Origin of the sequence: Devosia pacifica (assembly GCF_014652635.1) — a bacterium.
Taxonomy (GTDB): Bacteria; Pseudomonadota; Alphaproteobacteria; order Rhizobiales; family Devosiaceae; genus Devosia; species Devosia pacifica.
Genome location: NZ_BMZE01000002.1, coordinates 1,095,923 through 1,115,006, shown reverse-complemented (window position 1 = coordinate 1,115,006; position 19,084 = coordinate 1,095,923). Strand labels below are relative to the sequence as shown.

General features: G+C 60.3%; 18 protein-coding genes. 9 read left to right on the top strand and 9 right to left on the bottom strand.

Translation table 11 applies throughout. The features are described 5' to 3' along the window. Positions 1 to 17 precede the first annotated feature (17 nt). A complete protein-coding gene (locus IE127_RS12580) occupies positions 18 to 1,307 on the bottom strand; it encodes an adenylosuccinate synthase (RefSeq protein ID WP_189425998.1) in 1,290 nt (429 codons plus the stop codon). 146 nt (positions 1,308 to 1,453) lie between these two features. Here IE127_RS12580 and IE127_RS12575 point away from each other — a divergent pair, with 146 nt between their 5' ends. Beyond that, positions 1,454 to 2,407 (top strand): DMT family transporter, encoded by a 954-nt coding sequence (locus IE127_RS12575; protein ID WP_189425997.1) that lies wholly within the window; start codon positions 1,454 to 1,456, stop codon positions 2,405 to 2,407. 37 nt (positions 2,408 to 2,444) lie between these two features. Here IE127_RS12575 and serA read toward each other — a convergent pair whose 3' ends face one another. The 4 genes from serA to IE127_RS12555 form a co-directional block, all read right to left on the bottom strand. Next, positions 2,445 to 4,034 (bottom strand): phosphoglycerate dehydrogenase, encoded by a 1,590-nt coding sequence (gene serA, locus IE127_RS12570; protein ID WP_189425996.1) that lies wholly within the window; start codon positions 4,032 to 4,034, stop codon positions 2,445 to 2,447. Positions 4,035 to 4,134: 100 nt separating this feature from the next. Then, a complete protein-coding gene (locus IE127_RS12565; RefSeq protein WP_189425995.1) occupies positions 4,135 to 5,319 on the bottom strand; it encodes a phosphoserine transaminase in 1,185 nt (394 codons plus the stop codon). Positions 5,320 to 5,563: 244 nt separating this feature from the next. Continuing rightward, complete coding sequence (locus IE127_RS12560; RefSeq protein ID WP_189425994.1) at positions 5,564 to 5,926, bottom strand: hypothetical protein; 363 nt, start codon at positions 5,924 to 5,926, stop codon at positions 5,564 to 5,566. Next, complete coding sequence (locus IE127_RS12555; RefSeq protein WP_189425993.1) at positions 5,927 to 6,922, bottom strand: phosphotransferase family protein; 996 nt, start codon at positions 6,920 to 6,922, stop codon at positions 5,927 to 5,929. Positions 6,923 to 7,089: 167 nt separating this feature from the next. Between IE127_RS12555 and IE127_RS12550 the strand changes: the two genes are divergently transcribed. The 3 genes from IE127_RS12550 (at position 7,090) to IE127_RS12540 (ending at position 10,529) form a co-directional block, all read left to right on the top strand. After that, positions 7,090 to 8,694: a catalase gene (locus IE127_RS12550; protein WP_189425992.1), complete on the top strand. Its 1,605-nt coding sequence runs from the start codon at positions 7,090 to 7,092 to the stop codon at positions 8,692 to 8,694. Between the two features lie 267 nt (positions 8,695 to 8,961). Continuing rightward, entirely contained in the window at positions 8,962 to 9,915 is a 954-nt protein-coding gene (locus IE127_RS12545) for a glycoside hydrolase family protein (protein WP_189425991.1), read from the top strand. Beyond that, positions 9,912 to 10,529, top strand: a complete 618-nt coding sequence (locus IE127_RS12540) for a flavin reductase family protein (RefSeq protein ID WP_210310506.1) — start codon at positions 9,912 to 9,914, stop codon at positions 10,527 to 10,529. The genes IE127_RS12545 and IE127_RS12540 overlap by 4 nt, the downstream gene beginning before the upstream one ends. Positions 10,530 to 10,533: 4 nt before the next feature. Here IE127_RS12540 and denD read toward each other — a convergent pair whose 3' ends face one another. Together denD and IE127_RS12530 are read right to left on the bottom strand one after the other, a co-directional pair. After that, entirely contained in the window at positions 10,534 to 11,508 is a 975-nt protein-coding gene (gene denD / locus IE127_RS12535; protein WP_189425989.1) for a D-erythronate dehydrogenase, read from the bottom strand. Positions 11,509 to 11,610: 102 nt separating this feature from the next. Continuing rightward, positions 11,611 to 12,381, bottom strand: coding sequence for an outer membrane protein (locus IE127_RS12530; RefSeq protein ID WP_189425988.1), 771 nt, complete (start codon positions 12,379 to 12,381; stop codon positions 11,611 to 11,613). A 295-nt stretch (positions 12,382 to 12,676) separates the two neighbouring features. Between IE127_RS12530 and IE127_RS12525 the strand changes: the two genes are divergently transcribed. After that, positions 12,677 to 13,093, top strand: coding sequence for a DUF4168 domain-containing protein (locus IE127_RS12525; protein WP_189425987.1), 417 nt, complete (start codon positions 12,677 to 12,679; stop codon positions 13,091 to 13,093). A gap of 2 nt (positions 13,094 to 13,095) precedes the next feature. On the opposite strand, the gene IE127_RS12520 is transcribed toward IE127_RS12525, so the two are convergent. Beyond that, positions 13,096 to 14,310, bottom strand: coding sequence for an alpha-hydroxy acid oxidase (locus tag IE127_RS12520; protein WP_189425986.1), 1,215 nt, complete (start codon positions 14,308 to 14,310; stop codon positions 13,096 to 13,098). 137 nt (positions 14,311 to 14,447) lie between these two features. Here IE127_RS12520 and IE127_RS12515 point away from each other — a divergent pair, with 137 nt between their 5' ends. Next, a complete protein-coding gene (locus IE127_RS12515; RefSeq protein ID WP_189425985.1) occupies positions 14,448 to 15,362 on the top strand; it encodes an SMP-30/gluconolactonase/LRE family protein in 915 nt (304 codons plus the stop codon). Between the two features lie 2 nt (positions 15,363 to 15,364). Here the strand turns inward: IE127_RS12515 and IE127_RS12510 are convergent, their stop codons facing one another. After that, positions 15,365 to 16,081: an SDR family NAD(P)-dependent oxidoreductase gene (locus IE127_RS12510; protein WP_189425984.1), complete on the bottom strand. Its 717-nt coding sequence runs from the start codon at positions 16,079 to 16,081 to the stop codon at positions 15,365 to 15,367. Positions 16,082 to 16,201: 120 nt separating this feature from the next. Between IE127_RS12510 and IE127_RS12505 the strand changes: the two genes are divergently transcribed. From IE127_RS12505 to IE127_RS12495, 3 genes are all read left to right on the top strand, one after another. Next, the gene (locus tag IE127_RS12505) at positions 16,202 to 16,822 is read left to right on the top strand and encodes an alpha/beta hydrolase (protein ID WP_189425983.1); all 621 of its coding nucleotides are present in this window, start codon (positions 16,202 to 16,204) and stop codon (positions 16,820 to 16,822) included. Positions 16,823 to 16,970: 148 nt separating this feature from the next. Continuing rightward, entirely contained in the window at positions 16,971 to 17,990 is a 1,020-nt protein-coding gene (locus IE127_RS12500; RefSeq protein WP_189425982.1) for a TerC family protein, read from the top strand. A 95-nt stretch (positions 17,991 to 18,085) separates the two neighbouring features. Beyond that, positions 18,086 to 19,081 carry a DUF3298 domain-containing protein gene (locus tag IE127_RS12495; protein ID WP_189425981.1) on the top strand — a complete coding sequence of 332 codons (996 nt, stop codon included), beginning with the start codon at positions 18,086 to 18,088 and terminating at the stop codon, positions 19,079 to 19,081. Positions 19,082 to 19,084: the final 3 nt, after the last annotated feature.

The following is a 19,084-nucleotide window of genomic DNA, read 5'->3' as shown; positions in this document are numbered from 1 at the left end:
AGTTGTAACAAAAAAACTCAATCTTGGAACGGGTCATGGACCAGGATCGTGTCCAATCGCTCCGGGCTTGTTGATAGCATCGCCACGGGCGCACCGATCAACTCCTCGATATAGCGGACATACTTGACCGCCTGTGCCGGCAACTCCGCCCAACTGCGCGCGCCGGCAGTCGTCTCCGACCAGCCCTGAAGCGTTTCATAGATCGGGGTAACCCGCTCTTGTGCTCCCATTGAGGCAGGCAGGTAGTCAATTCGCTCGCCATCGAGCTCATAGCCGACGCAAACCTTGATCTCGTCCAGCCCATCGAGCACATCGAGCTTTGTCAGCGCAATGCCGGTAATGCCCGAGGTCTTCACCGTCTGGCGCACCAGAACCGCATCGAACCAGCCGCAGCGGCGCTTGCGCCCGGTAACGACGCCGAACTCGTGTCCGCGCGTGCCGAGAAAGTTGCCGATCTCGCCATGATCTTCCGTCGGGAAAGGTCCCTCGCCGACGCGGGTCGTATAGGCCTTGGTGATGCCGAGCACATAGTCGATGGCGGTCGGACCAAGCCCCGAGCCGGCGGCAGCCTGCCCGGCGACTGTGTTCGAAGAGGTGACGAAGGGATAGGTGCCGTGGTCGTTATCGAGCAAAGCACCCTGCGCGCCTTCGAAAAGGATGCGCGCGCCAGCGCGGCGCTGCTGGTCGAGCTGGTACCAGACACGGTCGATATAGGGCAGAATCTTGTCGGCCACCTGCATCAGTTCGTCATGCAGTGCATCGGCGGAAAGCTCATCAATCCCCATGCCGCGCCTGAGCGCATTATGGTGGGTCAACAAACGCTCGATCTTCGACATCAGCGTGTCGGGCTCGGCCAGATCCATCACCCGGATAGCCCGCCGTCCGACCTTGTCTTCATAAGCCGGACCAATGCCACGACGAGTGGTGCCGATCTTGAGCCCGGAATTGGCGTTCTCGCGAATGCCATCGAGTTCCCGGTGCAATGACAGGATTAGCGGCGCGTTTTCCGCAATGCGCAGCACTTCGGGAGAAATGGTGATGCCTTGATCGGCGAGCTTTTTCACCTCTTCGACGAAATGGTGCGGGTCCACCACCACGCCATTGCCGATGACCGACAATTTGCCGCGCACGACGCCCGATGGCAGAAGGGACAGCTTGTAACTCACCCCATCGATGACCAGCGTGTGCCCGGCATTGTGGCCACCCTGATAGCGCACCACCACGTCGGCCCGCTCGGATAGCCAGTCGACAATCTTACCCTTGCCCTCGTCACCCCATTGGGAGCCGACGACTACAACATTTGCCATTGCAAATTCCCTGCCTCAAGGCGCAACCTGTGTGGCGGCAAGAATGCCCCCAGCCGCCTCCGTACTTGATTCCGTAACCCCCGTCGCGGTTTGCCACGCGCCGAATTGCTGTTAAGTGCGACGTTCCTTACATCACAAGTTTCCTCATGACAAAGCCGACGTCCAGCCAGCCCAAGGGCATTTTTGCCCGCCTGTTCGATCAGCCGGTGTTGATTCTGTGTATGACGGCGGCGTTCTGGGGCGGCAACACCGTGGCGGGCAAGATCGCTGTCGGCGAAATTGACCCGTATACGCTAACAGTCCTGCGCTGGGCGGGTGCCCTGCTATGCGTTCTGCCGTTCGCGCAGCGCCAGATGCGGACGGATTTCCCCCGTATCCGCGAGAAATGGCCGCTGCTGCTGTTTTACGGCGCGATCGGCTACGCGACCTTCAACATTCTGATCTATTTGTCGGCGTACTACACCTCAGGGGTGAATATCGCGATCGAGCAGGTGATGGTGAACATCATCGTCATGCTCGGCAATTTCGTGCTGTTCCGCGTGCGCGTGCGCTTCCTGCAGATTGTCGGCGTGGTTCTCACCATTATCGGCGTTGCGATCACCGCGACGCACGGCGATCCGACAAGGCTTCTGGAACTCGACATCAATATTGGCGACGGCATCGTGCTGCTCGCATGCCTTGTTTATGCCAGCTATTCGCTGACCCTGCGGTTCCGGCCGGCTGTCGGCTGGCTGAGCTTTCTGGTCGCGACCTTCTCCGGCGCGCTTCTCGGCGCTTTTGTCTATCAATTTTTACTCGGAGGCGGGCTTGGCGGGTTGTGGTCCGGCATCCTGGCCGCGACACCGACGGGATGGATGATCGTTGTTTACGTTCTGATCTTCCCGTCGATCTTCTCGCAGTTGCTCTACGTCAGAGGCGTTGAGCTCATCGGCCCCAACCGCGCGAGCCTCTTCATCAACCTGATCCCGCTATTCGGAACGCTCGGTGCAGTGCTGGTGCTCGGCGAACAGCTCGAAGGTTTCCACCTGATCGCCGGAGCGTTGATCGCCATCGGCATCGTTCTGGCCGAATGGGCCGCGCGCCGATCGGTCGGTCGGTAGCGTTGGCGGCTCATCCAGCCGCCAACGCAAGAGTGTCCTATAGGTTGAACTTCAGCGCCTTGGCCTGCTTGACGTCCTCGAGCGCGGAGATCCGGCTCAACTGGTCGTCAGTCAAAGTGCCATCAATCGAAACCAGCGCGATGGCATCGCCGCCCTGCTCCGTGCGGCCGAGATTGAAGTTGGCGATGTTGATGCCGAGTTCGCCGAGCAGCGTACCGAGACGCCCGATATGTCCGGGCTTGTCGAGGTTGGTGACGTAGAGCATGTAGGGGGTGACTTCCGCCTCCATGTTGATGCCCTTGACCTGGATGATGCGCGGCTTGCCGCTGGCGAACAGCGTTCCGGCAACGCTGCGCTCCTGGCGCTCGGTGATCACCGTGAAGCGGATATAGCTGTCATAGGCGCCCTGCTGTTCGCGGGTGATCGTCTCGACCTGCATGCCGCGATCCTTGGCGATCTGCGGCGCCGAGACCATGTTGACATCCGCCAGCAGCGGCTTGAGCGCACCGGTGAGAGCAGCAGCGACCATCGGGCGGGTGTTGAGGTCGGCGACGTCACCCTCGAACTCGATCCGAACCCCGGTGATCGAGGTTTCGGTCAGTTGCCCGGCAAAAGAGCCCAATGCCTCGGCGAGCTTGACGAACGGCGTGATCCGCGGCGCTTCTTCTGCCGAGATCGAGGGGAAGTTCAGGGCGTTGGTGATCTCGCCGGTCATCAGATAGGCCGAGATCTGCTCGGCAACCTGCACCGCGACATTCTCCTGCGCTTCACTGGTCGACGCACCAAGGTGCGGCGTGCAGATGACGTTCGGCAAATCGAACAGCGGATTGGCGGTGGCCGGTTCCTCGAGGAATACGTCGAGCGCAGCACCGGCCACATGGCCGGATTTGAGCGCCTCGGCCAGCGCCGCCTCGTCAACGAGCCCGCCACGGGCGCAGTTGATGATCCTGACGCCCTTCTTGGCCTTGCCGATTGCCTCCGCCGACAGCACGTTGCGGGTCTGGTCGGTCAGCGGCGTATGAAGGGTAATGAAATCGGCGCGAGCGAGGAGGTCGTCGAGCTCGACCTTTTCAACGCCAATCTCGACCGCACGGTCCGCCGTGAGGAACGGATCGAACGCCAGAACGCGCATCTTGAGGCCTTGGGCGCGGTCGGCGACGATGGTGCCGATATTGCCACAACCGATGATGCCCAACGTCTTGTTAGTGACCTCGACACCCATGAAGCGGTTCTTTTCCCACTTGCCAGCGCGCGTCGAGGCATCCGCTTCCGGAATCTGGCGTGCAAGCGACAGCATCATCGAGATGGCATGCTCTGCCGTGGTAATGGAATTGCCGAAGGGCGTGTTCATCACAATGATGCCCTTCTTCGTCGCCAGCGGAATATCGACATTGTCGACACCGATACCGGCGCGGCCGATCACCTTGAGGTTGGTGGCGGCTGCAATGACCTTTTCGGTCACCTTGGTAGCGGAACGGATCGCGAGACCATCGTACTGGCCGATGACTTCAAGCAGCTTGTCCTTGTCCTTGCCGAGATCGGGCTGATAGTCGACCTCGACGCCATTGTCCTTGAACACCTGGACGGCGGTGGGGGAAAGCTTGTCGGAAACGAGAACCTTGGGCATGGGAATTTTCCTGGGAATTTGCCTGCGCTGGGACGCGCGTCATCACGCGGCCGCCGGCGAGCCGAAGCTCTGGCCGGGCAAGAACCGCACTCAACTGGGTCTATTCTGAAGGGGTATCGAGTATCGCCGACTTCTCGACTGCAAAGGCATGGTCCAGCCACGGCATCAGCGCTGAGAGATCCGACGCTTCGACCGTCGAACCGCACCAGATGCGCAGCCCCGAGGGGGCATCGCGATAAGCGCCGATGTCATAGGCGACCCCGGCATTATCGAGCCGGCGGACGATCGCCTTGGCCACCTCGCCCTGCTTCTTCTCATCGAGCGCGGTAATCTGCGGATCGGAGATGACGAGGCAGACCGATGTGTTCGAGCGCGTCGCCGGATCCTTCGCGAGAAAATCGACCCAATCGGTCTTCTCCACCCAGTCCGCCACAACCTTGTAGTTGGCATCGGCACGCGCCTGCATGGCTTCGAGCCCGCCGATCTCCTGGCCCCACTCCATTGCATCGATCGCGTCTTCGATGCACAGCATCGAAACCGTGTTGATGGTGGCGCCTTCGAAAATCGTCGTGTTGAGCTTGCCGCCCTTGGTCATGCGGAAGATCTTCGGCAATGGCCGGTCAGGCTTGAAGCTTTCGAGCCGCTCGACGGCACGCGGCGACAGGATCAGCACGCCGTGCGCAGCCTCGCCGCCCAGCGCCTTCTGCCAGGAGAAGGTCACGACATCGAGCTTGGGGAAATCGAGCTTCTGAGCGAATGCGGCGGAGGTCGCATCGCAGATCGTCAGCCCCTCGCGGTCAGCCGGAATCCAGTCGGCATTCGGCACGCGCACACCCGATGTGGTGCCGTTCCAGGTAAAGACCACATCGCGCGAGAAATCGACCTCTGCCAGATTGGGCAGTTCGCCGTAAGGCGCCTTGAGAACGCGCACATCTTCGAGCTTGAGCTGCTTTTCGACATCCGTCACCCAGCCTTCGCCGAAGCTTTCCCAGGCCAGCATATCGACGCCACGCGCGCCAAGAGCCGACCACAGGAACATCTCGACCGCGCCGGTATCGGACGCGGGAACAATGCCGATGAGGTAATCTTCGGGGACGGCGAGCAGTTCGCGCGTCAGGTCCAGCGCCCGCTGGATCCGCTCCTTGGCCGGCTTCGAACGGTGCGACCGCCCGACAAGCGCATTGGCCAGCGCCTCAACCGTCCAGCCCGGACGCTTGGCACAGGGGCCCGACGAAAAATTGGGATTGGCCGGAAATTCTGCCGGCGCAGCGTAGATCTCTGTCATGTGCGACCCTCCCAGGTCGATGCCTCTCGTTAGGGAGAGGTGTCCTGCCGGCGGGTGTATCCGAGGCACTTCAAAAGCGCAATAGGCGAGTAGAGTTGTGGTGAAGCGCTGCGCCGCATGCATAGGCGCCTTGGGGCCGGTACCCACCGCAGCAGATTAGCGCTCTGCGGCTTCCTGCTCTTGTCGCTCGCGTATCCACTCGGTGCCGCCCGGCAAGGTCCTGCTCGCGGGTTTGAGCCGCGAATTACCATTCATCGTTTTTGAGAGCAGTATATGCGTCTTGAAAGGTAGAGAAGTAGGCTTCCTCAGCGCTGACCACAGCGGGAAGCCTGAACGACTCGGGCTGGACAAACGCCACCCTTCTTATCGCCTTTCGAACCTGATCGCTCTCAAGCGCGCAGCGCAGGAGCCTGAGACATTCCATGTTTTCAAATTGGTGGCGGTTTGTGTCGAGAAGAATGCTTGAAGAATTTCCTTCTAATACCGCTAGATCACCCGGGAGCGCCGCTACCCACCGGCGCATTTGCTCTTCCGTCACCGTGTCCGGAAAGCGGACGATCACAGCACCAAGTGTTGTGTCGTATGTCATTGCGATGTCAGGTGTCATTTAGCCCGCTCTGGCTGTGCGTTTGAGGTCGTCCATAATGTCGATGGGCGCGTCCGGCGTCGGGAGCACACCGACGCGGCGCAGCCAGGACCACATCGTGAGGCGATGCAGCAAAGTGTAGAGGGCCAAGGCGCGCGAGGGGGTGGGGTGATCCATCGGGCCGTAGCCCTCCAAGATATATGGTGCGCTGCCGGGAGCGTCGTGCTCCGAACAGAACAGGCATTTGGCTAAGTCGGATATGGCATCGGCTGCGTGAGCATTGCCGAAGTCAATCAGGCCGCTGAGGTGGAGCAGACCATCGGTCTCGGTGACCAGGACGTTGTTGGGATGCAGGTCATCGTGTGCCAGGACTGCGCCGCGGCTATGCGGAACGACGGCATCGAAATCGGATTCGGCAATGTCGCGCAGACGCGATGCAAGCTCTGGATCCGCGCCATAGTCCATAAATCGGCTCAACGCGCTATCGAGCCGATTGCGAACGAATACAGCGTTGGTGCTGACCGGGTCAGCAATTCCGTCTGCGTCGAAACGACCGTAGGCCGGCATGCCTATGGTGTGCACAGACCTCAGTAGGTTTCCCATTTGCTTATAAAGGCTGGCGATGTCGCGATGGTTTCGCAGGCTTCCGGCGGCTTGGCCAGGCAGGAAGTTGGTGATCACATACCGAAATGGCAGACGGGTCCGGGAATAGTCGACCAGCAGGTATCGGGTCACGGGGAGACCGATGGCATGTGCACGCGCAGTGGCGTAACTGTCGCTGCCGACGATCTTGGTTTCGTCGTCTTGGTAAACTTTCAAGACGAGCGCAATGTCTGTATCGAGGTCGAGCCTGAACACGTCCGCACTGCCGCCAGCCAGCGGTATGACTGCTGAGATTTTGCCCAACTCAAGTGGTGCGATGGCTCGGTTGGCAGTTAATGCATCCAAAATAACTTCCCTCCGAGCGGTTTTGCCTCGCAGGCCGCTGGGGTTTGCTTCTGCGCCACGAGGCAACATGAGCGGCTATTCCGTATCCACCCCAGTTCGGACGACCCAGCTGATCCTACAGTCATCAACCGCGATGGCACCGATCAATGGCCGACGGAAGTCATCGGAACGGAACTTGCCGCTTCGCCTTCCGTTTGCCATGCTCTCCCTCAAGCGCGCATTACAAGGGCACCCCAATGGCTGACAAGACTTTCCCCAGAACCACCACCGATGCAGGCATTCCGGCCCAAAGCGACGAGCATTCACTGTCCATAGGGCCAAATGGTCCCATCGTGCTCAACGATCATTACCTGATCGAGCAGATGGCGAACTTCAATCGTGAACGGATTCCCGAAAGGCAGCCGCACGCCAAGGGAAGCGGAGCATTCGGCCGGTTTGAGGTCACTGCGGACGTCAGCAAGTATACCAAGGCGAATTTCCTGCAACCCGGATCGAAAGTGGAAACGGCCGTACGCTTCTCCACTGTTGCGGGCGAGCGCGGCAGCCCCGACACCTGGCGGGATCCACGCGGGTTTTCGGTGAAGTTCTATACGGAAGATGGCAATTTCGACATGGTCGGCAACAACACGCCGATCTTCTTCATCCGTGATCCGATGAAGTTCCAGCACTTCATCCGCAGTCAGAAACGCCGCGCCGATAATGGCCTGCGCGACCATGACATGCAGTGGGACTTCTGGACTCTCAGCCCCGAAAGCGCGCACCAGGTTACTTATCTGATGGGCGATCGCGGCGTGCCCAAGAACTGGCGCGAAATGAACGGCTATGGCAGCCACACCTACATGCTCATCAACGAGGCGGGCGAGAAGTTCTGGGTGAAGTGGCACTTCCACAGCGATCTCGGTGACGGCAACGCGCACCTGACACAAGAGCAGGCAGACAACATGGCCGGGCAGGACGGTGATTATCACCGTCGCGATCTGTTTGATCACATCGCCAAAGGCGAATTCCCGACCTGGACGCTGAAGTTCCAGGTGATGCCGTTCGAAGATGCCAAGACCTATCGGATCAACCCGTTCGACCTCACCAAGACCTGGCCGCATGAGGATTATCCGTTGATCGAGGTCGGCAAGCTGACGCTCGATACCAATCCGATGGATTGGGACACACAGATCGAGCAGCTGGCATTCGAGCCTAACAATATGGTGCCGGGAATCGGCCTTAGCCCTGACAAGATGCTTCTGGCGCGCGGCTTTTCCTATGCGGACGCCCACCGCGCCCGTCTCGGCGTCAACTACAAGCAGATCCCCGTCAATCAGGCCAAGGCCGCGGAAGTGCATTCCTATTCGCGCGCGGGACAGGGCCGGACAGTCAACGCTGTCGATCCGGTCTATGCCCCCAATTCCTATGGCGGCCCAGGCGCACAGCCGGAAGTCGGTGGCGAAGCCACCTGGATGGCCGATGGCGAAATGGTCCGCTCGGCCTATACATTGCGTGAAAACGACGACGACTGGAGCCAGCCCGGCGCGCTGGTGCGTGAGGTCATGGACGATGCTCAGCGTGACCGTTTCGTGGACAACGTCGCCGGGCACCTTGCCAAAGGGGTGAGCGAGCCGATCCTCAAGCGCGCGTTTGCCTATTGGCGCAATGTCGACAAAGCCATCGGCGATCGCATCGAGAAGGCCACCCGCGAGATGCTCGGTGGCGAATCCAAGGCTCCGGGTATGGCGAGCGCCGAGTCTATTTCCGGCTACCATGGCATTCCCGCTACGGCGGCAATCGCCAAGGGTGAAGGCCAAAAGAATGCCATCGAGGACGAGCGAGACGTCCCGCCCGGCAAATAGCTGAAGCCTGTTCAAGTTCTTTTATGGCGCGCACGCGGCGCGCCATAATGCAAATTATCGACTGCCGACGACCTGCTTTTCCTGACCGATTGCTGGAAACAATCGGTCAGGAAAGCAAAGCACTCGGTGTGCGATATCGGCTCGTCTGCGCAGTTTGAATAGCAGACTGAAAGCTGCTCAACCGGCTTGCGCTCCAACGGCGCTCTTGTTTGCTCACGCTCCCGCGCTAACATGTCAGTCGACCAAAACGCTCGACAAGGAACGGACATGTCCGCACCGATTTATCGCGACCCGGAATTTGACGGCGCCGCGGATCCGACAGTCATCAACCGCAATGGCACCGATGAATGGTGGATGTTCTACACCAATCGCCGGGCGCATCTGGCCGACGCAGACCAGTCATGGATCCATGGCAGCCCGATCGGGCTGGCGGTCTCCGTGGATGGCGGGCAGAGCTTTGACTATCGCGGAACGGTCGAGGGGCTCGATGCGCCGGCGGATAAGGGCCTCAACACGCATTGGGCGCCGGAAGTCATCTGGGGGCGCGGCGAATACCATATGTATCTGACCTATATGCCGGGCACGCCCACCGGCTTCACCGGGGTCGCGCGCGATATCGTCCATTTCACCAGCCCTGACCTGACGAGCTGGACACGGCGCAGTGCCCTTCCGCTACCGACAACGAACGCCATCGATGCTGCCGTGGCTCTGTGTCCGGATGGCCTTTACAGGCTGTGGTACAAGGATGAGACACGCGGCTCCGGCACCTATTCGGCCACTAGCGAAAATCTCTATGATTGGCAGGCTGAAGGCATGGTGATTGCGGGAAGCCCCGATGCGCCGCCGCATGAAGGACCGAACGTTTTCAAGCTCGGCGGCTGGATCTGGATGATCACCGACGAATGGCACGGCCAGGCGGTCTACCGGTCCAGCGATGCACAGAACTGGACGCGCCAGGGCGTCATTCTCGGCGCGCCCGGCGCCCATGAAGACGATCTGCGATTTGCGCGTCACGCCGATGTAGTGACCCAGGGGGACTGGGCGGCGCTCTACTATTTCACGCATCCGCGCTGGAACGAGGCCGAAGACAAGGCGCCGGAAACGCCCGAGGCGCGGGCCACAAGCATTCATGTCGCGCGATTGACTGTGGTCGACGACAATCTCGTTGCCGAACGCGATATCGACGCCCCGGCCCTCGAGACTGGATACGAACAGATCTGATGCAATTTCACAGCTACGACCCGGCAGAGGGGCACGGCCTGCCGCATGATCCGTTCAAGGCCATCGTCGCCCCGCGCCCGATCGGCTGGATCTCGTCAACGGACAGCGAGGGCGTGGCCAATCTGGCGCCCTACAGCTTTTTCAACGCCTTCGTCAGCAGCCCGCCGATCATCGGCTTTTCGAGCGAGGGGCGAAAGCACAGCCTCGCCAATATCGAGGCGACTGGCGTGTTCTGCTTCAATCTCGCAACGCGCGCCATGGCCGAGGCCGTCAACCAGACATCCGGCGCCTATCCGGCCGAAGTTGATGAGTTCGAGGCGGCCGGACTCGAAAAGACGCCTTGCAGCGCCATTCCGGCGCCGCGCGTTGCCAATGCGCTCGCCGCGCTCGAATGCAAGGTTACCGCCATTCACCGCCTGAGCGATCTCGATGGCAACGGCCTCGAGGCCCATCTGGTGCTCGGCCAGGTGGTTTACGTCCATATCGCCGAAACGGCGCTGATAGACGGGCGCTTCGACATCGCAAAAGCCGGCACCATCGCCCGCTGTGGCTATCGCGGCGACTACGCGGAGGTGACCGAGACCTTCGAAATGCTGCGTCCGTCCATCGGCTGACGGATCAGGACAGCTCATCCTCGATATGGATGCGCACGATCTCGTCAAAATCCCGGTCGGCCGTAAACCCGAGGCCAATCGCACGCTGTGGGTCGAAGTTCTGCGGCCAGCCAGCGACGATCTTCATGATGGTTGGATCAGGCTCGCGCCGGATCAGGGCAACGGCTTTATCACCGGCTGCGCGGCGCAGCGCCTCGATTTCTTCGGCAATGGTCACGGAAACGCCCGGCATGCTGAGGCTGCGGCGTGCGCCGAGGCTTGTGGTATCGACCTCGGCCGCGTGCAGCAAAAAGCCAACTGCAGCGCGCGGGCTGGCAAACCAGTGCCGCACGCTCTCCTCGACTGGCAGGATTGCCTCCTGCCCGGCCAGCGGCTCGCGGATGATGCTTGAAAAGAAGCCGGATGCCGCCTTGTTTGGCGCACCGGGCCTGATCGCAATGGTCGGCAGCCTGATGCCAATACCATCGAAAAAACCACGGCGCGAATAATCGGCCAGCAACAGCTCGCCGATCGCCTTTTGCGTGCCGTAACTGGTAAGCGGCGCGTTGAGAAACTCATCGCCTATGGCTTCGGGGAACGGTGTGCCAAACACCGCAATCGAGGAGGTGAAGACAACGCGCGGGCAGTAGCCGTCCGCACCATGCGCCTGCCGGATCGCCTCGAACAGATAGCGGGTACCATCGAGATTGATGCGGTAGCCTTTCTCGAAATCCGCTTCCGACTCGCCCGACACAATTGCCGCCAGGTGAAAGATGATGTCCGGCCGCTCCTCGAGCAGCGCTGTCGCCGCCTCGGGTTCCGACAGGTCTAGCGCGCGGGTCTCGACCGCGAAATCGGCACCTTGCGGCGCCTGCGGCTCGATCACATCGACGAGCATCAGCGCATCGAGCGCTTGCCCGGCGAGCACAGGCTGGTTTGCGAGACGCTCGGTCAGCTTGCGTCCCACCATGCCCGCAGCGCCAATGATCAGTGCCTTCATGCCTCTTCCCCTTCATGAATCGCCTGCACTCTAGCGGCACGCGCCACAAAAGAGAAACGGCGCCGATTGGCGCCGCTCCAAAAACTGCGATGTGTGCGGGTGCTAGAACTTGTAACGCACCGTGCCGCGCACTTCGTGCACGAAATTGTTGTCCGAGGAAAAGCCCGCCGGAGCCGGCTGATCGTTGGTGACCTCGGAGATATAAAGGCCGCGATAGCCGACATCCGTGGTGAAGGCGCCGAAATCGTAGCCGACACCGACCATGCCCGCCGCAGCCAGGCTGACATTGTCGCCGCCAGGGATCGGGTTGCCGGCAGGGCCATCGACCGAAACCTTGTTGAACGCCACACCAGCGCCCGCACCGACATAGGCGAACGCGCCGCCGCCGGCGGAGTAGCCCTTGTGGTGGCCGTAGCCGCCAAAGCCGTCGCCCAGCGAGAAATCATAGTACACGTTGGCCAGCGCGATAGTGCTGCGCAGCTTCAGGCTGTAATCGCCATCAACCCCAGCACCGAAGCCGGTCTTGGTGATCGAGCTGCCCTCGTTCTGCAGATAATCGACAGTGGCGTCGAAGCGCAGGCCGGTACCGGTCTCGTAACCGAAACCACCACCGAAGCTGTAGCCATATCCCCAATCCTCGACCGGGAAGCTTACTTCGTCGCAGACGCAGTCATAGGCATCGACGTCCTTGGTCCAGTGGATGTTCCACGCAGCGCTGCCGCGCAGGTAGAAAGCGCCGCCAAGATCCTTGTCGACGGGCGGCAGTTCGGGAACTTCGATGATAGGCGGATACGATGGCAGGTCGGCGGCGAATGCCGGGCCTGCGAAAACGGCGGCGCCGGCCACCATGATTGCCGCAACAGACTTGCGCATGTGAATACCTCGGGTTTGGCAGAATTGGCCATCGAACTTAGCCCAATATCCGCCAATAGTCTTAAGTCTGGATTAACTGCGCGGCTTAACCCTAACTTTTGCTTGCCCTCACCTCTCCTGCGGCGTTTCAACCGTGATCGCATGCTCCAAGAGCGTCAAAATATGGCCTTCTCCGGCACACGTTGTGAGCAAATTCGACAGCTAGCTCTTTGGCGTCAGACACGATCTCGCCCTTTGCTTACGCAAGGGACGAGAAGCGGTACAACTTATTTAAAGCTGAAGAAGGTTCATAATCATGCAGGCCAACAAGACTGTAAAATCTGCGATCGTTACTGCGCTCAGCGTTGCGATGTTGGGCAGCGTCGCCGCCCCGGCCCTTGCGCAAGGCATGGTTGAGCAGGCTCCTGCCACCACCACTGCACAGTCCGCCGATTTCAGCGACGAGACGATTTCGGCCTTCGCAGCCGCTTATATCGAGGTGGTCCAGATCGGCCAGGGCATGCAGGAAGAGCTGCAAGGCGCGCAATCAGCCGAAGATCAGCAGGCCATCATGCAGGCCGCCAACGAGGAAATCGAAACTGCAGTCGAAGGAACGCCCGGGATTGCCGTCGACGAATACAACGAGATTCTTCAGGTTGCCCAGGCAGACGATGCACTGATCGAGCGGATCAACGCGGCACTTGCCGACCTTCAGCCCGCAATGAGCCAGTAACATCACCCGGTGGGCGGGACCGTCTTCTGAGCGGTCCCGCTCTGGCCGGGGAGTGTGCGTGGCGGCAGATCAATCGAATAAAGATTGTGCCGGCCGATCTCGCGAACGTCCCGCTCTCCGCAAAGCGCCATGGTGATATCGAGCTCACGGCGGATGATCTCGAGCACGCGGGTCACCCCCGCCTCACCCCCTGCGCCCAGCCCCCACAAGAATGCCCGCCCGATAAAGGTTGAGCGCGCTCCGAGGGCCAGTGCCTTGATGATATCCTGTCCCGAGCGGACACCGCCATCGAGATAAACTTCCGTGGTCTTGCCGACCGCATCGACAATCTCAGGCAGCGCCCTGATCGTGCTTGCCGCACCGTCGAGTTGGCGTCCGCCATGGTTGGAGACGATAATCGCGTCCGCGCCATGCCCCACCGCCTGTCGCGCGTCCTCGGCATCAAGAATGCCCTTGACGATCACCGGGCCGCCAAAGCGCTGCTTGATCCACTTGATGTCCCCCCAATGCAGCGTCGGATCAAACTGCCGGTTCGTCCACGCCGCGAGCCCCGACAGGTCGCCGACGCTGTCGACATGTCCGACAACGTTTCGGAATGTATGCCGGCGCGTTTGCAGCATTTCGAGCGCCCAGCGCGGCTTGAGCGCCATTTCCGCAACAAATCTCGGCGTCATTTTCGGAGGCGCCGTCATCCCGTTGCGCAAATCCTTGTGGCGTTGTCCTGAAATCTGCAGATCGACTGTCAGCACCAGCGCCGAACACTTTGCCGCCCGTGCCCGATCGATAAGACGCTCGATAAAGGCGCGATCGCGCATTACGTAGAGCTGGAACCAGAACGGCTCGCTTGTGTGTTCGGCCACATCCTCGATTGAACAGATGGACATGGTGGATAGCGTAAATGGCACACCAAAGGCTTCCGCAGCCCGCGCCGCCTTGATTTCACCGTCGGCCGACTGCATGCCCGTCAGCCCGGTCGGCGCCAGCGCAACAGGCATCGCGACGCTTGTTCCTAGCATCTGCGTCTCATGAACGCGGTTGTCGATGTTTACGGCGACCCGCTGGCGCAGCAGAATCTTCGAGAAATCTGCGCTGTTGGCGCGATAGGTGCCCTCCGTCCACGATCCTGAGTCGGCATATTGAAAGAACTGTTTGGGCACCCGGCGCTTGGCGAGCGCCATCATCTCGTCGACCGTCAAAACCTTGTCGAGCCGTGGCATGCCGCGTCCTCCCTGAAGCTGGCAATTGCTCTAGACACTGACATGTTAGCCGTCAATCCGCGCCGCCAGAGCCTCTTATCGTGCTTGCCAGCCTGCTCAGGCTTGGCCAATGTGCGCCAAAAGCGGAGGGCACAAGCATGGCGATCGCCGGCGACACGTATGAATTTCACGAGAAGGCGTTTTACGATCTGACGGTGCCGATTGCCGCGATCGAAACCATATATGATGGCTGCCGATGGTCAGAGGGACCGGTCTGGTTCAATGATGGCGGCTATTTGATCTGGTCCGATATTCCAAACAACCGAATGCTGCGCTGGGTGCCAGAGAGCGGCGTCACGGTGTATCGACAGCCCTCGAACTACGTCAACGGCAATACCCGTGACCTTGAGGGGCGGATGGTTTCGTGTTCTCACGGAGCGCGTGCCGTGCTGCGCACCGAGCCCGACGGTACGATCACGACGCTCGTAAGCCATCATCAGGGCAAGCGCCTGAACTCACCGAACGATGTCGTGGTGCGTTCGGACGGCACGATCTGGTTTACCGACCCGACATACGGAATCATCTCTGACTACGAAGGCTATAAGGCCGATCCGGAACAGGACGGGTGCTTCGTTTATCGCTACGATCCGCAGACCGACACGCTCGATGTGGTGACCAAGGATTTCACCAAGCCGAACGGGCTGGCCTTCTCCATCGATGAAACGCAACTCTTCATCGCAGACAGCGGCAAGAGCCATGATCCGGACTGCGCCTCGGTGATCCGCTGCTACGATACCGACGGCAAGACATTAAGCAATGGCCGGGTTTTCTGCGAACTCGAGACTGGTATTCCGGACGGCTTTCGTTTCGATACGAACGGCAATCTGTGGACGAGCGCCGGGGCCGGAATCAATTGCTATGATCCGGCCGGCACGCTCCTGGGCCGCATCAACCTTCCGCAATCGGTCTCCAACCTGACGTTTGGCGGTGAACGCCGGAACAGGTTGTTCATTACCTCGACGCAGGCCGTCTATTCGGTGTTCGTCGGCGCGACCGGCGCCCAGCGGCCCTGAACTCAATAGGGCAGGATTTCTCCCGAATGATCAACGAGCCGTCCAGTTTGCTCCGGCGTCAGTCTGTCGATGACATGAAGCAGCCGAACCGCCGCCTCATCGGGGTCGACAACTGATGGTGCAGAACCCCGGAACGGCTGCGACAGCGGCGTCGCAACCGTACCGGGATGAAGCGTTGCGCAGATTGCGTCTGGGCGGGTGCGGCTCAATTCGATCGCGGCGGTGCGCAGCAACTGGTTAAGCGCCGCCTTCGATGCCCGGTAGCTGTACCAGCCACCGAGCCGGTTATCGCCGATGCTGCCGACCTTTGCGGAAATGGCCGCGAACACGGCCTTGCCCTCGCGCGGCAGCAACGGCAGGAAATGCTTGGCGACCAGCGCCGGCCCGATCGCATTGACCAGAAAGCTGCGCTGCATTGCTGCAGCATCGAGGTGGCGCCAGGTCTTCTCCGGCGCAATCCCCTGCCCTTGCAAAATCCCGCTCGCAACGACGACGAGCCGCACCGGCACTTGCAGCCCTGCAACATGCTCGGCTGCAGCGGCGATAGTCGATTCCTCAGCTAGGTCGATCGATGGTTCCGAAGTGCGGGAAAGGCCAATAACAGCGTCGAAACGCGCCGATGCATGCAACGCTTCGAGAAGCGCCGAGCCAATGCCCCCGCTGCTACCGATAATGATGGCTGCACCGCCTTGGGGGAAAGACGACAGTGTCATAGTCATCGCACGCTCCTTCGATACGCGTCGTTCGATCGCTGGCAACACACAGTCACACAACTTGGCCTTTCGTCATCTGTCTCGCGCCACGACATTGGCCTGTGCTGCAAGAGAAGGATCAGAGATATGTCCAGCTATCAGTTTCGCAGGTCGGAAGGCGCAGATCACACTGCGCCGATGTTCTTCGTCTTTCACGGTACGGGCGGAGATGAGGATCAGTTCTTCGAGCTTGCCGGGCAGCTTCTGCCAGGCGCAGCAATCATCGCACCGCGCGGTGACGTGTCCGAAGGTGGCGCGTTGCGCTACTTCCGTCGGACCGGCGAAGGAGTCTACGACATGGAGGACCTCAAGGCTCGCACGGAAACAATGGCCGACTTCGTTAAGGCGCAGCTTGCCGAGCGTGCTCCATCGTCCGTAATCGGCCTCGGTTACTCAAACGGCGCCAATATTCTAGCGTCGGTGCAGTTCAGTCATCCGAAGCTTTTTGACGCAACGATGCTGATGCATCCGCTGATCCCCTTCGCACCGCCATCACAGCCAGACCTCGCCGGAAAGTCTGTCCTCATTACAGCCGGCCGCCGCGATCCCATCGCACCTGCAGAGGCGACAGAGGGGCTGGCAGGGTATTTTCGCGAACAGCAAGCGCAGGTCGATCTCTTCTGGCACGAGGGCGGACACGAAATCCGGCAGGAAGAACTTTTGCGGGTGCAGCAGGCCCTGCAGCCATTCTCAATCCAGAAGGCCTGAGCTTCACAAGTTTCAACGCCCCCCTTTGAAATTCGCCCGGACGCGCGTAAGGAAGGTGTGCGGCGCCGGGCCCCTCTGGCGAGCGTGATCGAGAGATCGCCTCGTGATGTCGGAGCTGCTCCCAATTCTTTTGTGGAGATGGTCCGGTATGGAACCGCTTTTTGGCGCCCTTATGGGCGATCTGCTCGGCACACCAGTTTATTTCTGGGTCGCCTTTATCGCTATCGTCCTGATCATTCTGGTGTTCGACCTCGGGATTCTGCACCGGGATGAACACGAAATCTCAGCCAAGGAGAGCCTGACCCTTTACGGGTTCTATGTGCTGGTCGCGCTGGCTTTCGGCGTTTGGGTGTGGGTCTCGAGAGGCTCGCAGGCCGGGCTGGAATTTTACACCGGCTATTTGATCGAACAGAGCCTTGCGATGGACAACATGTTTGTCATCGCGACGATTTTCGGCTTTCTCGGCATTCCGCGGCTCTACCAGCACCGAGTGCTGTTCTGGGGCATTCTCGGCGTCATCCTGTTCCGCGCGGTGCTGATTGGGGTTGGGGCAGCGCTGGTCCATTCTTTCGATTGGATCCTGTTCATATTCGGCGCTTTCCTCGTCTTCACGGGCATCCGCATGTTCGTGCACGAAGAAGATGAGGGGGATATGGAAAACAATCCGATCCTCAACTTCCTGCGCCGCCACCTGCCGATCACCAATCAGCTGCATGGCCGCGCCTTCACGGTGCGCCAGGAAGACCCCAAGACCGGAAAGATGGCGCTGTTCCTGACGCCTCTGGCGGTGGCGCTGATCATGGTTGAGATCGTCGACGTCATATTCGCCGTCGACTCCGTTCCTGCCGTGTTCGCAGTGACGCAGGACACCTTCATTGTCTACACCTCGAACATCTTCGCTATTCTCGGATTGCGTGCGCTCTACTTCGCGCTGGCGGCGGCGATGAACCGGTTCCGCTATCTGCAGGTTTCGCTGGCGATCATTCTCGTACTCATTGGCATCAAGATTTTCCTTGTGCCGGTCGGTATCCATATCGACACGCTGCTGTCTCTGGGCGTGACGATTGGCATTCTGGCGGCAGGGGTTCTCTACTCCCTGTGGAAGACCCGCAACGAGCCCGATATCAGCGCGCGTCAAGATCCCGGCCAGGGCCACCTCGAACCCTGATGATTGCAGGGTGGGCTGATCAGCCCACCCTGCCTTCCATGCTCTGGCGCCCGCTTCGAACCATGCTATTCTGCCGGCAAACGGGAGACCTTTCGATGCGTGCCCTCATCCTGCCTTTCTGTCTCGCGGCCTTTTTCATTCCAGCGTTGCCTGCCCAATCGGCGAGCTTTGACTGTTCGGCTGCACAAACGCAGTTCGAACAGGCAGTGTGTGAAACGCCAGACCTCTCGAGAGCCGATGAAACGCTGGCCAAGGCCTACGCCACCGCGCTCGGCGGCTTGAGCGATGAAGCGCGCGCGAGCATGCAGGCTGATCAGCGCGACTGGCTGTCCTACGCCGAACGCAGCTGCATCGCTTTGCCTTCGCCACAAAGCCCGGTGACGACGCCCGACTGCTTGCTCGGCGCCTATCGCGACCGCATCGAGGTCCTTGAGACCAGTCGCATGATCGGGGGCCATCGCTTCTACCTGCAGTCCGACTATTCCGCCGAGATCGACCCTGACGCCGAGCCGATTTCGTACTGGCGTATCGCCAGCCACGTCTTCTCGATGCCGCTCATAGATGGAAGCGAATTGTCTGGCTCGTTCAACGACGTGATGATGGCACACCGTGCGCAAAGCTGGGCAGGTAGCGACGAAAGCGCTTCATCCTCAGAGGATGTCGATGTCAGCATTACCGTTGAGACGGTCACCGCCAACCGCATCACCCTGTCGGACAATTTGTTCTGGTATGGGCATGGCGCCGCACACGGAAACTACCTCGGCACCTATATCCACTACCTGATCGACGAGAAGCGCGAGATGCGGGCATCGGATCTGTTCGCTGGCGAGGGATGGGAGCAACGGCTGGTCAAATTGACTGCACAGGCCTTGCGCGACCAGCATGGTGACGCTCTTTGGGATGATTTCGAGCAGGACATCGCCGAGATCGCTGTCGATCCGGCCCGCTGGAATTTTGGCGATTATGCTCTCAGCGTCCAGTTTAATCCCTACGAAGTCTCCGCCTACGCTTATGGAGCGCCGAAAGCAGAGATTGCCTGGACCATGCTCGAACCGATGCTCGCAGAGGGCGCCGACGATATACGCTGGTAAGCT